A 17005-nucleotide genomic window follows, 5' to 3' on the forward strand; every position below is an offset into this window, starting at 1 on the left:
TGCTTTGCGAAGAAAACAAGAGGGCCAATGGCGTACTGAAGCTAAATATTTAATTAGCCACAGCTAGGGCCTGTTGCTCTTTGATGTACAGCGAATAACAACAGGACCTAGGAAGGGTAAGTGCGTTAACTTACTCTTTGCTTTCCTTAGGAATAGGGAAACCACGGTCACGCATCAATGCGTCTACCTTGGCGTCACGACCACGGAACTTGCGATATGCTTCAGCTGGATCCATTGCGTTACGTACGGCGAATAGATACTTCACTAAGCGATCGCCTACTTCTTTATCGTAGAAACCACCCGGTGCTTCCATAAAGGCTTCTGCTGCGTCAGCAGTAAGAACCTCTGCCCACATGTAGCCGTAATAGGCCGCAGCATAACCTTCACCCGAGAACACGTGACCGAAGTGAGGTGAACGGTGACGCATAACGATTTCTTCTGGCATACCAAGCTTCTTAAGCTCTTCACGCTCAAAAGTATCAGGGTCAATCTTGCTAGGATCGGTAGTATGATACTTCAGGTCCATAATGGCAGAAGCCATGTACTCAGTGGTTTTGAAGCCTTCATTGAAGGTTGAGGCCTTCTTAATCTTCTCAACTAGTTCTGCTGGAATTGGCTCGCCTGTTTCATGGTGAACCAGATAGTTGTTGATTACCTCATCGGTGGTCAACCAGCGCTCTAATAACTGAGACTGGAACTCAGTGTAATCGCGTACGCCAGAATGCGAAGACGGGTATTCTACGTCAGACGCTAAGAAGTGAAGAGCATGACCAAATTCATGGAAGTAGGTTTCAGCATCATCCCACGAAATAAGTGTAGCTTCGCCATCAGCACCTTTCACGAAGTTCGAGTTGTTTGAAGACAATACGGTCTTCTTACCATCGAACGTGGTGTAAGAGCGATATGTGGTTGCCCAAGCACCAGAGCGTTTACCTTGGCGTGAGAATGGGTCAAGGTACCAAAGACCGATATGCTCACCGCTGTCTTTGTCAGTTACTTCCCATACTTTTACATCTTCATGGAAAACCGGCACTTTGCCTTCTTCAACAGGCGTAAAGTTGAAGTTGAACAAGCGACCTGCAACGTAGAACATCGCTTCGCGAAGCTTATCAAGCTGTAAATACTGCTTTACTTCGTTTGAATCTAGGTCGTATTTCGCTTGGCGCACTTTTTCTGCATAGAAGCGGTAGTCCCAAGGGGCAATGGTGATGTCTGCACCTTCTTCATCGGCAATGGCCTGCATGTCGGCCACTTCTTCTTCAACGCGAGCAATAGCGGCAGGCCATACTTTCATCATCAGATCCATGGCGTTTTCTGGGTTCTTCGCCATACGATCTTCTAAACGCCACTGTGCGTAATTTTCGTAACCTAACAGCTCAACGCGCTCATCTCGAAGGGTTAGGATGCGCTTGATAATGTCATTGTTATCAAACTCGTCGGCATTGTCGCCGCGGTTGTAGTAAGTACGCCATACTTTTTCGCGAAGCTCACGATTGGTTGAGTAGGTCAAGAACGGGTCCATAGACGAACGCGTATTGGTAATCGCATACTTACCTTCTTCGCCGCGAGACTCTGCTGCCGCTTTAGCTGCCTTTACAAACGAAGCGGGTAGGCCGTCAAGCTGGTCTTCAGTAATATAAGTAACGTAGTTTTCTTCGTCTGCTAGTACGTTGTTAGAAAACTTGGTGTGCAGCGTAGCAAGTTCTTGGTTAATTTCAGCGTAGCGCTTTTTCGCTTCGCCATCTAACGTCGCACCGTTGCGCGCGAAGCTGTTGTAAGTCATCCACGTAATACGCTGTTCTTCTGGCGTGAGCGATTTCAGTTCATCAGACTCGTACACCGTTTTCACTCTTTCAAAGAGTTTTTCATTTTGCGTAATTTGAGTGAAGAAAGCTGACAGTTTTGGTGACATCTCGGCCTGAATTTCGCGGAATTCAGGGCTAGACTTGTTTGAGCTCCAAATGCCGTAATACGTGAATACGCGTCCAAGCTCTGCACCTGCGCGCTCCATTTCAACAATGACGTTTTCAAACGTTGGTGGCGCTTCGTTATTTGCGATGGCTTCGATCTCTTTAAGATTCAGTTCCATGGCTTTTTCTAGCGCAGGCTTCAAATCTTCCAAATTCATTTTATCGAAAGCAGGCACACCGCCGTACGGGCCTTTAAACTCTTGAAGCAGCACGTTATCAAACTGTGCTTGTTGAGATGTCGCTGTATTTTGTGCATCTGTGCTGGTGGTCTCAGGTGCTTTTTGTTCTGAACATGCACCGAGTGCAACCACAACCGCCATAGCGGTGAGTGATGATTTAAATTTACCCATGAGTTTTCCTGTCTGTTTTTATCTATACGTTTTATGACAAAAACCATCTTAAGATAATGTAAAAATAAGTTAAATGCTCTTTAACGTAATTCCTTGCAGCACAGCGGTTTGAAGAGAAATCGCGCTGATATGCAATTCGTCGAAATTGGTCAAATTTTGATTGGCTTTATGCTGGTTGGAAATTACACTGCGCGCGTTCTGAATAGCTGTCTTCCGCAGCTCGTAAACCACTGACTTTTTTACTGTGATCATCATGTTTGAATTACTTCTTCACGCGTTTCCCGTTGCATTCGCTTTGGCCTCCTTTTGGTCGAACACTGAACGTAAATTACTGCTACTAAATTTAGGGTTATGTATTGCTATTGGCTCACTTTTGGTTTTTGAGCAAGCGTGGGGAGGAGCCGTAGTAATTACGGTGGCGGGGCTGAGTACCAGTTATCGTTTAATAAAACAAAAGCTACTGTCTCCTGTTGCAACCTACATTACATTAATCTCTATGATGGTTATTGTGCTGACGGTGAATAACCTAACCGGTAAAACATCGTTAGTTGAAGCTATGCCGGTGTTAACTTTTATGGCATACCGGTTTGGTGAACTTCACTGCAAGGAAGCGGGTTTAAGGGTATGCATGATCATTGGCTCCATCAACTTCACTGCGTACGGAATAATTACGCAAACGTGGGGATTAGCCATTACTGAAGCCCTGTTTGCGGCCTCGAACCTGTGGTATTACATGAAGCTAAGACGTGCCATGCGTACCAGCCCTGTTTGAAGCATAAAGTAGTTCATGTCAGACCGATAACTGCACTAACTTAATGACAAGCAACTGGACGTTTTGAAGCCTTTGCTTGTATTGAAACCATAGCCGCTTTGTGGTTTATTGCGTCTTTAAAGGGAATCAAAATTTCACAGGGAAGACGATGCAGCGCAAACCCATCGACAAGGCACTATTTCTTGGTGTTCCAGCATTTCTACTGGCTCTTTTTATTTTAAATATCACTGCAGAAGGTGAAGTGAAACTAGCGGCTACTCTAGGCAGTGTTGGGCTATGTATTGGCTTTTTCTCTTATTTAAGAAGCAGGCACTTCGGTAATAGGTATCCCATTGAAAAATTGATAGAAAAAGATGGTGATTTTGTGGTGTTTCACTTTTTACAGGGACTTGATCGTCAGCCTCTCAGGGTTAACGCCAATACTATCTATGCGCTTAATTTTTCTCACCATTACCTTGGAGTCATATTGGAAAGCGGCAACGGTAAAGGGTTTGACTTTCACTATCCTCATAAAGAAGCCGTAATAAAAGCGAGACTTCAAGTGGTGCTTGGTGATGATGGATTTAACAACGTAAAAAAGAATGTCTAAATAAAGCGAAAAAAGTGTAAAACGAAAAAAGTGTAGAGCGAAAACAGTGTAAAGAGAAGCCCGAAAGTAATATTTACTCGCGGGCTTTTTTTATTTTATCAGTGTAAAGACTTACGCAAACACCACGGTCTTATTTCTGTGAATAATCACGCGGTCTTCTAAATGGTAGCGCACGCCATGAGCTAATGCCGTTACTTCACAATCTTTACCCTTACGCACCATATCAGCTGCACTGTCACTGTGACTAATACGCTTAACGCTTTGCTCAATAATAGGGCCTTCATCTAAATCTTTAGTTACGTAGTGACAGGTTGCGCCGATTAACTTTACGCCGCGATCATAGGCTTGCTGGTAAGGCTTAGCACCTGCAAAGCTCGGTAAGAAGCTGTGGTGAATGTTAATGGCTTTACCTTGCAATTCTTGGCAAAGCGTATCAGGTAAAATCTGCATAAAGCGGGCAAGCACGGTCAAATCAATTTTATATTCTTGAAGTAAGGTCGTGATTTGCGCAAAAGCGGCTTCTTTCCCTAACGCTTTAAAGTCTACCCAATGGAAAGGGACCTTGTACCAGTCTGCAAACTGTTTCATTTGCGGGTGGTTACCAATAATAACCGGAATATCACAGTGTAGTTCGCCTGTGTGCCAGCGGTGAAGCAGGTCAACTAAACAGTGAGACTCAAGGCTGGCAAGCAAAGCGACGCGCTGTTTTTTGCTGGAGTCGCTCAACTTCCAGTTCATCTGATATTCGTTAGCAAGCGGGGTGAACTCTTTAACAAAGCTTTGATGATCTAACTTTAGCGAGTCGGTGCTAATTTCATGGCGCATGAAAAAGCGGCCGGTTTGTAAGTCAGTGTGATGGCTTGCTTCAACGATGGTAGCGTTATGGTCGGCCAAAAATTGCGACACGCTGGCAACGAGCCCAATTTGGTCTGGGCAGTCTATTACTAATCTAAATGTTTGTTGCATTTGGGCAGTTTGAATAAAAAAACAGGCTTTCTTTTTACCTGTGCCGCCATGCGTTGTAAAGGCGACGCGGTACTTTAAACCAGCTTAAATTGCTATAACTCATAATCACACGAGGTCTTAAGCTGAAAAGGTGCGAGTCAAATGGACATCAGTTTACCCAAGTCAGCACGGTATTGCGTTTGCCTTTATTCGTCGGTTATCCCTCGGCGCAGCTTTTCTCTCACCGACATATTGTGTTTTAACGGCCAAGACTGGCGGATAGGGTAGACTACCCCTTGCGGTGTAGAGACAGACTCAAAAAGGTGAAATGCCGAAACGTGAACGTCTACATTGGGGCTGTAAAGGGGAAGAGGCAAACTCGACGTAGCCTTTCTGACAAGCGTAACGTGAGGCTTATATTCTCTGCTTTCTACCTCTATTGCCGCCTTGCGGGCTGCTTTTCGCGACAATTTGGCGAGTTCACCTAGCGCCTTTGGCGCATCTGTCGGCGAAGCGAAGAGTATCTTAGGGCCGTTCCATAATCCCGTCGCATCGAGGGTTAGAGAAAAGGGTTCGCTCACAAGCTGATCGAGTTCATACACCAACGCTTCGTGCTGCCGGTGATTTATCTCACCTAAAAAGCTAAGCGTTATGTGGAAGTTCGCCGCCGGCACTGCGTACGGTTGCGCGGACCCTTGGCTATTGGTGTGATCGTAGCGCGCATTGGTAGACTTTCGAGAACGGGTAGACTCGCTTTTTACCCATTGCCGGGGCATAACTTCAGGCAATGCCTGTTGGCGCCAGCTATCTAGAGCAAGTTTTTCTGTGGCGCTAAGATCTAAACCAATAAAGCTTCGCATAGCTTTCCTCCTTCCAATTTGCCCTTTAGCTTGTACATCACGTTAATGTCCATACAAACCTAAGTTTATCATGGCGCTACCTGCGATTTCCAAAACAAGACGCAAGTATTGAGCTATTTGCCATATTTAAAAAAATAGCAGTGATGTTCGGGTACATTGCTCAAATCAGGTACACTATACCCATCAACTTATAACACCTTTATGCCCTTTATGTTACAGCCGTTTTCTCACTTACCCGCTTATGAACTCGTTACGCCGCTTGAAGAAGCTGTAGCCGCTAGCAACGTCATCATAGGGGCTCCTCCGGGCGCGGGAAAGTCCACCGTACTTCCTTTGTCACTGCTGAAATCATCGCTTAAAGGAAAAATATTACTTATGCAGCCACGGCGCGTGGTGGTGAGAAACCTTGCAGACTATTTAGCTAGGCAATTAAATGAAAATGTGGGCGAAACGGTTGGCTATCGCATCAAGGGGGAGTCGAAAACATCGTCTGCCACTCGGCTTGAGATTATAACTGAAGGGGTCCTGACTCGCATGATTCAGCAAGACCCTGAGCTTGCTGGGGTAGCTGCTATTGTCTTCGATGAATTTCATGAACGCAGTATTCACAGTGACTTCGGTTTGGCACTAGCGCTTGAAGTACAGTCTGGGCTTCGCGATGACTTACGATTAGTTGTAATGTCGGCTACCTTGGATGTAGCACCCCTTCAAACGTTGCTCAATGCGCATAGCGCACTGCCAGTAGTGAACTTGAATACGCAAGGGCGCATGTTTGCCGTTGACATCCGCTACACACAAGATGTGCAGACGCATGAGTTAGTACCCAAAACCTGCAATATCATAAAGCAGGCAGTAGGCGAACACGACGGTGATATTTTGGTTTTCCTTCCTGGGCGAGGAAGCATCAATGCTGTTGCCAAAGAAATAAAAGGGTTAGCTGAGAGTGCGGACATGGCAGTTCACATGCTCTATGGAGCGTTAAGTAAATCTGTGCAACAAGCCGCTATTACGCCAGACCCGCAAGGCAGACGAAAAATCATATTATCTACCAATATTGCTGAAACGAGTCTTACCATTGAAGGCGTGACGGTGGTTATTGATAGCCTATGGGAAAACAGTGCTCAGTATCATCCGTCCAGTGACATAACTGCGCTTACCCAGCAGCGCATTTCGCAAGCATCCGCCATTCAAAGATCGGGGCGCGCGGGGCGTGTAATGGCCGGAACCTGCTATCGTTTGTGTAGCAAAAGCAGCTTCGAGCGTTTGGCCAAACACAATGCGGCGCAAATTGAAAAGGAAGACTTAAGTAGCTTTTTGCTTGATACCTTAGCCTGGGGCAGTAGCCCAGATACCTTGGCATTGTTGACGAAGCCTACACAAGCGCAGCAGCAGGTTGCACAACAAAAGCTTCAGCGGGTTAACGCTATCTCACAATCCAGTATTACTCCCTATGGAAGAGCGTTGGCCCAGTTACCTTGTCAACCTCACTTAGCCCATTTATTACTCACCGTTAAACAAGGAGTTGATGGACTTAGTGCCGATATAAACGACGCGCTTCGCCACGCTGCTCCCTTTGTTGTGGCCCTTAGCGAAAGTAATATCAGTGTGGGTGGCGCAACAAATGTCATGGATGCGCTGCTCCACGCCAATAGCAACACGCGCAGTCAGCTTACACAGCAAGCTACCCGTTATGCGCGCTACGTGCAAAATAATGATGGAAAAGCACAACGCTTTAAGCCTGATATTAACGAACTAGACGAGCAAGCCCTCGGGCTTTGTATCGCTATCGCATTTCCTTTGCAGGTGGGCTATAGGCGCAGTGCGTCAGATAAATCGGCAGAGAGCTCGAATACAACAAACGGTAAGCCTAAGACCGGTATAGTCGAATACAAACTGGCAAGTGGCAAGGGTGCAGAGCTCACTGCTGCTGGTAGTGCGTCCATTTTTAATGAGAGTGAAAATGGCGATGGACCATGGCTGGCAGTGCTCGACGGGCAGCTGATAAAAAGCACGGTGGCAATACGCTTGGCACAGCCAGTGCCTGAAAGCTGGTTGCGTTTAGCCTTTCCTGAGGCGTTCAAAGAAAAGCGCAGCGTTGTTCTTAACAGCGATACTGGGGTAATGGAAGCCAGAGTAAGTACGGGCTTTTATGAGATAACGTTAAATAGCACACCGGTTTCTGGACAGGAAAAAAGTCGTGAAAAAGCATTCTGGGATGATGCGTTATGCAACGCATGGTTCGCGTATCTTGATGCACTTCCTCTATCAAGCTGGCCGCTTTCTGATGCAGACTGGCAATGGTGGCGAAGAGTGTCCATGGCAGGAAAGCTCAATTTACCACAAGAAAAAGCCTTCGATGAACCCGATCCGTGGCCGTTGTCATTGAGCGCTCTCGTACACGAGGCCAAAGACAGTTTAGCGCCCCTCTTAAAAAACTGTAAAAACATAAAAAATCTCAAGCAGTTACCGTGGAAAACAGCCTTGAATAATGGCCTTTCTTGGCCTCAGCAAGATGCCTTAGCCACACTCTTACCAACTCACGTGACTATTCCAACCGGCAGAGAGGCTAGCCTGGATTATCGCGATAATGGAGATGTGGTGCTGTCGGTCAAAATGCCAGAGTTATATTCTCAAGGCACGCCATTAACGATAGCGGGTGGGCGAATTACCGTTGTATGTGAGCTGCTGTCACCAGCAGGTAGGCCATTACAAACCACCAGTGATTTAGCCGCCTTTTGGCATGGCAGTTATAAGGAAATACAAAAAGAAATGAAGGGGCGCTATCCAAAGCACTTTTGGCCAGATGACCCCGCAAATGCATCGCCGACCAGCAAAACAAAAAAGCATATGTAGCGCGCTGATACGGCTACACAAACCATCGTTTTCAGGTGATTTTTATTTATTTTAAACAAGAGTAGTATCTATACGCCATTTTCCTATATGCCAGTTTCGTACACAGTATGTTTTTTACGACAGTGGTCGTGCGCTGAAACTTGCGCTAAGTTGGAGTATGAAACCTCACTCTTATTTACAGGTTATACTACCAAATGAAACTATCTTGTATTGCTACCGCTGCTTTTTTATTTGCTCCTTCAATTAACGTTCAAGCTCACGATTTTTGGCTAGAACCCACAGCATATCGTTCTCAAGAACCGAGTTCGCTGGCACTGCAGTTTAAAGTGGGTCATAAGGAAGATACCTCTCATTGGAACCTTGCATGGGATAGAATAGTCGCGTTGCGCACCTACTCTTTTGACGGTGTGACTGATATGGCTGCCAGTGTTGTACCTAAAACCTCAATGCTGCCGGGCATGGCAAAAACAACCAAGCTCCCATCCGGTACTCACGTCATAGGGTTTGAAAGCTATCACGCCACAAGCACATTAAAAGCGAAGAAGTTTAATCAGTATGCAAAAGAAGAAGGCTTAACTGAGGTGTTGGCGCACCGCGAGGCGAGGGGACAAAACGATATCGCCGGCAAAGAGCTGTACTCTAGAAAGGCGAAAACCATTGTGCAAGTTGGTGACGCGGTAACGAACAACGTATTAAAACCCATTGGCCATACATTGGAAATAGTGCCTCTTGAACATCCTTACAAGCTTGCAGGAAACACGCTATCTGTTCAGGTATTATTTAAAGGTAAGCCTTTGAGTAACGCACTTATTGATGCGTATTCCTTGGTTGATCACAGCGCTAAAGAGCAAGCGGTTAAAACTGATAGTGAGGGCAAGGCGACATTTAAATTTGACGTCGAAGGACCTGTAATTCTGAATACAGTTTGGGGAGTCCCACTTGCAAATAGCTCGGCTGCAGATTTCGAAACCTATTTTTCAAGCCTAACGTTTGAGTACTTTCAGTAACCAACACAGTGAGTGGTTTACACCTTGTAGGCCACTGAAAATACCAAACAGTGAATGCGCGCCAGAAATGGCGCAGCATATATGAAATTTAAGAAGTCGTCGTTTCAAGGTCGATATTAAGTGCAGCCATCACTTCAAGTCCTGGGAACCCATCCGCAATCATGTTGTTACTAATTTGGTAATTGCGAATGCCTTCACGTGTAGCGGGGCCAATAATGCCGTCAGGCTTACCCACATCAAAGCCCAAATCATTCAGCTTGCTTTGAAGGGCAATAATATCTTTGCGATTGTACGCAGGTAAATCAGGTAACGTGGCTTTAATGCCAGACGCGCCAGCAATGCGGTCGGCCAATACACCCACGGCAATGGCATAAAACTCTGAGTTGTTCCAGCGCATAATAACGCGGAAGTTTTTGTAGGCGATAAAGGCGGGGCCGTTATGACCAGCAGGCACAATAACATAGGCGGTAGTGTCGCCTTCGCCCAGCTCAGAACCATCAGCTTTTTTCACGCCTTGGGCGTGCCATTCACTGAGAGGTTTTCTATTTTTATAGCCTGACTCTTGATAGTCAAAGTTCTCAGGCAGTTGCACTTCACGACCCCATCGGAAGCTGCGCTCCCAACCCAAGTTAGCAAGGAAGTTTGCCGCAGAAGACAACGCATCTTCTTCACTTGCCCACAAGTTTATTTGTCCGTCGCCATCGCCATCAATAGCGTAGTGGGTATAGGCCGAAGGCATAAATTGGGTGTGCCCCATTGCACCGGCCCACGAGCCAATCATGTCTTCTTTTTGCAGCTTCTCTCGCTCCATCAATTTCACAGCAACAAGAAACTCTTGGGTGAAGTAGGTGCTTCTTCGCTTATCACAAGCTAAAGTGGCAAGCGAATCGAGTACCGGCATTTTGCCTTTGTAAGAGCCAAAGTTTGTTTCTAGCCCCCAAAAAGCAAGCAAATAATGAGGAGGCACGCCGTATTTTTCACTTAGCTTATGCAAAAGCTTGTCGTGCTTTGCATACATCTCTTTACCTTTTTCGGTACGCCAGTCGGTAACGCGCTTGCTGAAGTACCCTGGAAAGGTTTGTACAAATTCTGGTTGGCTTCGGTCTAGCTCAATCACACGATCTTGGTGAACAAGACGAGGAAACACATCATCGATAGTCTGCTGGCTAACCCCTTCCTGTTTGGCTTTATCAGCAAGCGCTGCGGTGCAGCTAGCGAATTGTTCATTGGCTAGCGCTGAATTCATTGTCGCACCCGCTAGAAGCAGCGCCATAGACGTGCGAAGTGACGGTCGAAGAAATGAGGCGTAAGACTTGGCCCCTTTAGGCGAACGAGTAGAGAAAAAAGAAGACTTAAATGAAGCTAAGCGCATAGTACGGTTCCTGTGTTACTTGCCAGCATGCTATCGCATTGTGACCGTGAAACGCGAGTAAAATTCATTTTTGTCCTTCAACATATTAGCGCCATGGGACGTTTCAGAAGTATACAAATTCGGAGTGTGCATATTTGGAAACAGTTGTTGAGAGGCGGCCCGAATGGTAATGTTGATACTATTAAAACTAACGTTTTAAAGGCGTTCGTTAAATCCATATCGCAATATGTGCGATGTCATCCTCAATGATCTTCATGGCGTTTTCACGTGGCAAAAAGACAGACAAAAGACAATCCATCTTCAAAAAGTAAAGCATCAAGCAATGGCAAAGGCTCGGCCAAGCGCTCGTGGTTTTTCAAACTGTTTTGGCGAGTCACTCTTATTGGTTTGGTTGTGCTTGGGGCGTATGCCTTCTACCTTGACGCCCAAATTAAGCATGCGTTCTCTGGAAATAAATGGGAAGTTCCCGCGCAGATCTTCGCCCGTCCGCTGGAAATCAGCAAAGGTGAAGAGATAACGCCCCAAGAAGTCATCGATGAGCTCAATTTGCTGGGCTACCGCAAGGTAACCTTTGCCGACAGTAGCGGTGAATATAGCTATCAAAATAAGGTGCTGACTGTGCAGCGCCGTGCGTTTCAGTTTCCAGAAGGCGCAGAGCCTCTGCGTCATTTAGTGATAACGTGGGAAGGTGCACGTATTGGGGAAATTTATGACAAGTCGCAAGGCCGCCCGTATGGTTCTGCAAAGCTAGAACCCTGGTTAGTAACGCGCATGACAAGCGGGTCTCAAGAAGACCGTATGCTGGTAACGTTAGACACCATTCCTGACATGTTGCCAAAAGCGCTAACCCTGGTGGAAGACCGCAATTTTTATAATCACCATGGCGTTGCGCCGCTTTCAATATTGCGGGCTCTAATGGCAAACATTGCAGCCGGACGAACGGTCCAAGGCGGGAGTACGCTAACGCAGCAGCTGGTTAAAAACATGTTTTTAACCCGTGAGCGTTCCATTGTGCGAAAGGCAAAAGAAGCCATTATGGCAGTGATCATTGATGCCCGTTACAGCAAATCCGAAATTATTGAAGCGTACTTAAACGAAGTGTTTTTGGGGCAAAATGGCGATATGGCCGTACATGGTTTTGGGCTTGCCAGCTATTTCTATTTTGACCGACCAGCTAACGAGCTAAGTACGCCCGAAATAGCCACGTTGGTTGCTATTATTAAAGGCCCATCTTATTACAACCCACGCAAATATGCTGAGCGCACGAAAGAGCGTCGTGATTTAGTATTGCGCATGCTGTTTGATGAAAATGAAATTAGTCGTCAAGACTACGAACGCTTTGTGAATATGCCGTTAGGGCTTGCCAGTGGTGCAAGCTTAGCAAGCGGTAAACACCCGGCTTTCATGGAGCAGGTTCGTCGGGAACTCAATGAAATTCTGGCTGAGCCTAGCTTAAGAGACTCGGGCGTAAAGGTGTTTACAACACTTGATATCGTAGCCCAGCGCCGCGCTGAAAGTGCATTGTCAGGCACATTAGACGGTTTGCAAAAAGACAGGAAAGTGCCATTACAGGGCGCAATGGTAGTCACAGACAGTGCAAGTGGTGAAGTACGCGCTATTGTTGGCGGAAAAGACTTTGCGTTCAAAGGCTTTAACCGAGCGCTTGACGCAAAACGCCCAATAGGCTCGCTGATTAAACCTGCGGTTTATTTAACCGCACTAGAAGATCCTACACAATTTAACCTGGCAACGCCGCTTAAAGACGAGCCCATTACCCTTGAAAGTCGAAATGGAAAAACGTGGTCGCCGCAAAACTACGATAAAGAATTCAGAGGCCAGGTGCCTTTACTTCAAGGGCTAGTCGAGTCTTTAAATATACCAACCGTTAATCTAGGCATGCAGATAGGGCTTGATGCGCTAGCCGATACGATAGAGCGATTAGGGGTAACCACCCCCGTAGATAAAGTACCGTCGTTGACCCTTGGTGCTTTTGAATTGACACCATTTAGTACAAACCAAATGTATCAGACCCTATCAAATGATGGGCGTTACATACCTCTTCATACGGTGACTTCTGTAGTAACAGCAGATAACGCGCTGCTTTGGAAAAAGGCGGAGTTTTTTGCTCAGCGCACCGATGAAGCAGCAACCTATTTGCTCAACTATGCCTTGTATAAAGTAACCACCGAAGGTACTGCGAAGCGCATCGGTTGGAATTTTGGGAATGTGAATATGGCTGGCAAAACGGGCACCACAGACGATTACCGCGATAGCTGGTTTAGTGGCTTCGATAGAAACAATGTGGTTACGGTTTGGGTAGGCAATGATGACAACCAACCGGTTAATTTGACCGGTGCAGGTGGGGCCTTGCCCGTCTTTATAAACTACATGAAATCTCAGTCACCCAAGTCATTATCAAGGCGTTTCCCAAAAGGGTTAGGCATTGCACATTTTGACGCCAAGACCGGCGCGGTTGTGGTTGCAGGATGTGCTGGGAGTTTAAGCGTACCGGCTATTTTGGATGTGCTTCCTCCACCTCAACAAGATTGTTCAGGCCGTCCTGTAGACAAAGACAGCGACAAGGATGATAAAAGCTGGTGGGAACGGATATTCGGATAAAAAAACTCCAGTAAGAAGATAGAAAACACAATCACTTGGCTGGGATACAGTCCGTGCTTTCTATCTCCCTCTGGAGTAAAAGGCCCAGGGAAGGCAAATCTTTTAGCGGTAGTCGGTTAGGTTCCTATTTGTTTTTATTGCGTTTTCAGTGACCTTTCTGAAGGAATAGGCGCGCTGTTGAAAACACCAGCGCACTGACTACAAACGCAATAACCGGTCCGAGTACCACCATAAATAGGGTTGCGGCGGTTAACATGTGCATTCTCCTTATGCGTCGTTATCGTCTGAGCTGATAGGCTCAATCGGCGTAATAGTGATGTCAGCAACCAATGCATTTGCTTCTTCTACTTCTGGCTCAAACGTATGGCTTGCAGTTAACACGTCATAAGTCACGCCTAGGTCCAAGTTCTGCTTTACGTCATGCATGGCGCTTTCAACGATAAAATCTGTATGCGAAACAATGTTGTTCTGAGTGTCGTCAGCGAACGCTGATGCGCCCAATACGCTAGTTGCTAAAGTTAGTGCAGTGAAAGTTTTGCGACCGATAAACATAGTAATCTCCAAAAATTAAGTTAGACACTGCACTTGAACATACTGCGTGGCAGCTATCATGTTGCTAAAGGTTTCGATAATAAGTCGTTATCAATTAACAATTAGTTTATAGCGAGGGATGTGCCAACTCGTAAAAATAAGGTAAGCATATGAATTTAATGAATTTTAACTTTTGATAAAAAATGAAGGTGAAATTGGGGGATTAAAGAAATACTAAAATTTAGCGAATTTAATGTAGAGGTGGTCAAAATGACTAACGCAAATCTTTTAACACTTGCGCAGCGACACTGGTGACCATGAGAAAGGTCAGAAATAGGGGCGCTAGCCTATAAAGAAGAGCGGCGCCGCCAATGTATAAAAGAGTGAATAGATCTAGGACGCTTTACTTCTAAATTGTGAAACCATTGTCACTACTAGCGCAATAATCACACCAGCAGCAATACCAACAACACCATCAGCAAGTATAGACATAACCAGCGATGCGTCTGGGATAAGTGCGGTAAACCAGTCGGTAATAACGTGCAAAAAGCCAATGCTGTGTGTGAGGATGCCACCACCGACTAAAAACATAGCAACAGTGCCTACAACCGCAAGGGTTTTCATTAGTGCGGGGGCGGCAACTAATAACGCTCTGCCAATAAATCGTTGAAGAGTGTTCATTGAACCTGTTAACGACTTGCGGAGCATGTAAAGCCCAACATCGTCCATTTTAACTAGTGCCGCTACCAGCCCATAAACGCCAAGGGTAATAGCTAAGCTTAGTGCTACTAGTACACCAATTTGCGTAGTAAGTGTTGCATCGGTCACTGTGCCTAATGCAATTACAATAATTTCAGCAGACAGTATAAAGTCTGTGCGTATAGCGCCTTTAATTTTATCTTTCTCAAAAGCTACCATATCCACATCTTCGTGGGTAAGCGCTTCTATTCTGGCTTCTCGTGTTTTTTCTTCATCTTCGTGGGGAAGATATTTGTGCAGCAGTTTTTCTGCACCTTCAAAACATAAATATAACCCGCCCAGTACCAAAAGGACGGTTATAAGAGAGGGCACAAAAGCACTGATGGCTAATGCCGCAGGAACCAATATTGCTTTATTAATAAGTGAGCCTTTTGCTACTGCCCATACAACAGGTAGCTCTCGGTCTGCTTTAACGCCTTGGACCTGGTCGGCGTTTACCGCTAAATCGTCGCCCAAGACGCCCGCTGTTTTTTGCGCCGCGACTTTCGACATGGTTGCGATGTCGTCCATTAACGTTGCTATATCATCAAGTAGGGCAAGTAAGTTAGCTGCGGCCACGTCGAATATCCTTTGTTATGTATTACAGTTAGAGTAATCCCCAGTAAATAGCAGCTTAGCGTACTTAAAACATGGGTGATATACAATCAGGAATAATGCCGATAAATCACAGTTCTTTTTAGGCAGTTTTCAGGGCTATCACCAACAGAAAAGGCGAAATCAGAGGAAGTGTGAGTTGAGAAGAGCACGCTCGTGCTCTTCTCATGTTGAAGTTAATTACCCCAAATGTTGTTTACCAGTTCTGGATGATCAACAAAAGGGTTTCGATTGTTCTGGAAATTGAAGGCAGCGTCATTCCTATCGATTTCCTTTTGGCTTACAGGGTCTTGAGAATGCCAGCTTAAAAGCAGAGTTAAGAACCAGCTTTCAAATACTTGATCACTCGTACCATTCAACACTGCGTCGCCATAGGTGCTATTCGTTTCCCAATTTGCAATGACGTTTTCATAACGTGTCGCCATGTATAAATACGCTCTAGCGAAGTCACCTTTGAACTCGTCGATGGGCTCAAAAACGGTGCCTGTATAACCAGAAGCAGAAGAGCCAGCGCCCAGTTTGGAACCATTCGATGACGTATAAATAGCACTTGCGACATCACCGTACGGATAGCTACTTCGGCGACCGTTAACGTAGCCGTCGGTTGCAAAAACGTGATGAACATCAGTATTCATTGGCGAGACTGCACCGCCAAACCAGCTGCGCGGGAAGGCGTGTTCGCGGTTATAGCAACTGCCTTCTCCACTATAGCTGCCACACTGGTCAGAACCAGCCGTGTAGCTGAAAGCGTCACTACCATTTGGGTTTTCTGAATACATGTCCAAAATGGAGCCGTCATTTTCATAGTAGCTGTCGCTTGTGTATGAAATATAGAATGTCCAAAGGTCGCCATAGCTTTGTGTATTATGATTTTTGATAATGTTGTAAAGCTCGGTTTTTAACGTATAGCCTGACAGACCGTTGGCACTTGCATAGTAACCAGTGAGTTCTGATGAACCACCACCATTGCCACCGTCACTCGTTGTGCCAACGTTAAAGCTGGTGCTTTCACTCGCGCCGAAAGAGCCGCCATTAGCAACAGACACGCCCTCTATTAGCAAGTTATAGCTGCCAGAGCCATAGGAGCAGCAGATTCCATCGCCATAGGCATCACTAATGGTAAAGGTATATTCTCCATCAGTAAGGCAAACCGCTTCAGTATAACTTTGGTTGCTAGCGTAGCTGCTGCCAGAGGCTTCAACTTGGTTGTTTGCGTTAGTTATTTGCCAACTGGTTTCACTGCCGTAATTGTCGGTAGTTAAGTTCAAAACGCCTGAATGGCTAGCACACGTGCTTCCACCGCCGTTGTTGCCGCCTGACCCAAGCGTAGTCGGCTCGAATGCGTCTACATAGACGGTTTCTGAACCATCAAAGCCAGTCTGATCATAAAAGCGTAACCCCACCTCAATCTCTTTTGACGCTGTAGCGGAATAAGAGAAAGTAAGCTGTTGCCAGTTTCCGGTTAAGCTGTTGTCAGAATAACCTTGATAACCGTCTACATATAGGCGTGCTTTTACAGCACCTTCAGTGTGATATAGCCTCACTGAAAATTCATAATTTTGACCGGCGGTTACATTGATTGTCTGACGGAAGTCAGTTGAACCTTGCGTTGTCGTATTGACAGTAACTGCAGCAGACTTGCTTCCCGAGAATGAGTAGACCGAGTTCTCAGCTACACTAATGCCGGAGTCGATAGTTGACCATGAATTAGGTGCGCCAGACGTCCATGTTTCAAAGTCTCCATTGGAGACCTGACCCATGGCGATAGCGGGTAACAACGCACC

At 46.0% G+C, this 17005-nt stretch carries 13 protein-coding genes; 5 read left to right on the top strand and 8 right to left on the bottom strand.

Going from position 1 to position 17005, the window contains the following annotated elements; translation table 11 throughout:
• Positions 1 to 130: 130 nt before the first annotated feature.
• Together F0261_RS17075 and F0261_RS17080 are read right to left on the bottom strand one after the other, a co-directional pair.
• Complete coding sequence (locus F0261_RS17075; protein WP_014978092.1) at positions 131 to 2320, bottom strand: M3 family metallopeptidase; 2190 nt, start codon at positions 2318 to 2320, stop codon at positions 131 to 133.
• Positions 2321 to 2389: 69 nt separating this feature from the next.
• Positions 2390 to 2575 (bottom strand): hypothetical protein, encoded by a 186-nt coding sequence (locus F0261_RS17080; RefSeq protein ID WP_014975451.1) that lies wholly within the window; start codon positions 2573 to 2575, stop codon positions 2390 to 2392.
• Between F0261_RS17080 and F0261_RS17085 the strand changes: the two genes are divergently transcribed.
• On the top strand, positions 2574 to 3092 hold the full coding sequence (locus F0261_RS17085; RefSeq protein WP_014947990.1) for a YgjV family protein: 519 nt from the start codon (positions 2574 to 2576) through the stop codon (positions 3090 to 3092). The genes F0261_RS17080 and F0261_RS17085 overlap by 2 nt on opposite strands.
• A 148-nt stretch (positions 3093 to 3240) precedes the next feature.
• Entirely contained in the window at positions 3241 to 3681 is a 441-nt protein-coding gene (locus tag F0261_RS17090; protein WP_014978093.1) for a hypothetical protein, read from the top strand.
• 111 nt (positions 3682 to 3792) lie between these two features.
• Here the strand turns inward: F0261_RS17090 and purU are convergent, their stop codons facing one another.
• Both purU and thpR read right to left on the bottom strand, forming a co-directional pair.
• Positions 3793 to 4647, bottom strand: a complete 855-nt coding sequence (gene purU / locus F0261_RS17095; protein ID WP_014947992.1) for a formyltetrahydrofolate deformylase — start codon at positions 4645 to 4647, stop codon at positions 3793 to 3795.
• Positions 4648 to 4832: 185 nt separating this feature from the next.
• Complete coding sequence (thpR, locus tag F0261_RS17100; protein WP_014978094.1) at positions 4833 to 5486, bottom strand: RNA 2',3'-cyclic phosphodiesterase; 654 nt, start codon at positions 5484 to 5486, stop codon at positions 4833 to 4835.
• Positions 5487 to 5642: 156 nt separating this feature from the next.
• Between thpR and hrpB the strand changes: the two genes are divergently transcribed.
• The gene (gene hrpB / locus F0261_RS17105) at positions 5643 to 8339 is read left to right on the top strand and encodes an ATP-dependent helicase HrpB (RefSeq protein ID WP_014978095.1); all 2697 of its coding nucleotides are present in this window, start codon (positions 5643 to 5645) and stop codon (positions 8337 to 8339) included.
• 194 nt (positions 8340 to 8533) lie between these two features.
• Complete coding sequence (locus F0261_RS17110) at positions 8534 to 9346, top strand: DUF4198 domain-containing protein (protein WP_014978096.1); 813 nt, start codon at positions 8534 to 8536, stop codon at positions 9344 to 9346.
• Between the two features lie 88 nt (positions 9347 to 9434).
• Here F0261_RS17110 and F0261_RS17115 read toward each other — a convergent pair whose 3' ends face one another.
• The gene (locus F0261_RS17115) at positions 9435 to 10718 is read right to left on the bottom strand and encodes a lytic murein transglycosylase (protein WP_069943605.1); all 1284 of its coding nucleotides are present in this window, start codon (positions 10716 to 10718) and stop codon (positions 9435 to 9437) included.
• A 267-nt stretch (positions 10719 to 10985) separates the two neighbouring features.
• On the opposite strand from F0261_RS17115, the gene mrcB reads away from it, so the two are divergent.
• Entirely contained in the window at positions 10986 to 13337 is a 2352-nt protein-coding gene (gene mrcB, locus F0261_RS17120; protein WP_101563348.1) for a penicillin-binding protein 1B, read from the top strand.
• A 267-nt stretch (positions 13338 to 13604) separates the two neighbouring features.
• On the opposite strand, the gene F0261_RS17125 is transcribed toward mrcB, so the two are convergent.
• The 3 genes from F0261_RS17125 to F0261_RS17135 form a co-directional block, all read right to left on the bottom strand.
• Positions 13605 to 13889: a hypothetical protein gene (locus F0261_RS17125; RefSeq protein ID WP_014975460.1), complete on the bottom strand. Its 285-nt coding sequence runs from the start codon at positions 13887 to 13889 to the stop codon at positions 13605 to 13607.
• Positions 13890 to 14261: 372 nt separating this feature from the next.
• On the bottom strand, positions 14262 to 15185 hold the full coding sequence (locus F0261_RS17130) for a DUF808 domain-containing protein (protein WP_014948000.1): 924 nt from the start codon (positions 15183 to 15185) through the stop codon (positions 14262 to 14264).
• A 212-nt stretch (positions 15186 to 15397) separates the two neighbouring features.
• A partial coding sequence (locus tag F0261_RS17135; protein WP_253819449.1) for an endonuclease occupies positions 15398 to 17005 on the bottom strand: 1608 nt, incomplete at its 5' end.

It is taken from the genome of Alteromonas sp. 07-89-2 (assembly GCF_013113925.1).
Lineage (GTDB): Bacteria > Pseudomonadota > Gammaproteobacteria > Enterobacterales > Alteromonadaceae > Alteromonas > Alteromonas macleodii.

What these genes read in the sequence shown, in the direction of transcription:
- F0261_RS17075 (WP_014978092.1), bottom strand. Translation starts at nt 2,320, where the DNA reads ATGGGTAAATTTAAATCATCACTCACCGCTATGGCGGTTGTGGTTGCA.
- F0261_RS17085 (WP_014947990.1), top strand. Translation starts at nt 2,574, where the DNA reads ATGTTTGAATTACTTCTTCACGCGTTTCCCGTTGCATTCGCTTTGGCC.
- F0261_RS17080 (WP_014975451.1), bottom strand. Translation starts at nt 2,575, where the DNA reads ATGATGATCACAGTAAAAAAGTCAGTGGTTTACGAGCTGCGGAAGACA.
- F0261_RS17090 (WP_014978093.1), top strand. Translation starts at nt 3,241, where the DNA reads ATGCAGCGCAAACCCATCGACAAGGCACTATTTCTTGGTGTTCCAGCA.
- purU (WP_014947992.1), bottom strand. Translation starts at nt 4,647, where the DNA reads ATGCAACAAACATTTAGATTAGTAATAGACTGCCCAGACCAAATTGGG.
- thpR (WP_014978094.1), bottom strand. Translation starts at nt 5,486, where the DNA reads ATGCGAAGCTTTATTGGTTTAGATCTTAGCGCCACAGAAAAACTTGCT.
- F0261_RS17110 (WP_014978096.1), top strand. Translation starts at nt 8,534, where the DNA reads ATGAAACTATCTTGTATTGCTACCGCTGCTTTTTTATTTGCTCCTTCA.
- F0261_RS17115 (WP_069943605.1), bottom strand. Translation starts at nt 10,718, where the DNA reads ATGCGCTTAGCTTCATTTAAGTCTTCTTTTTTCTCTACTCGTTCGCCT.
- F0261_RS17125 (WP_014975460.1), bottom strand. Translation starts at nt 13,889, where the DNA reads ATGTTTATCGGTCGCAAAACTTTCACTGCACTAACTTTAGCAACTAGC.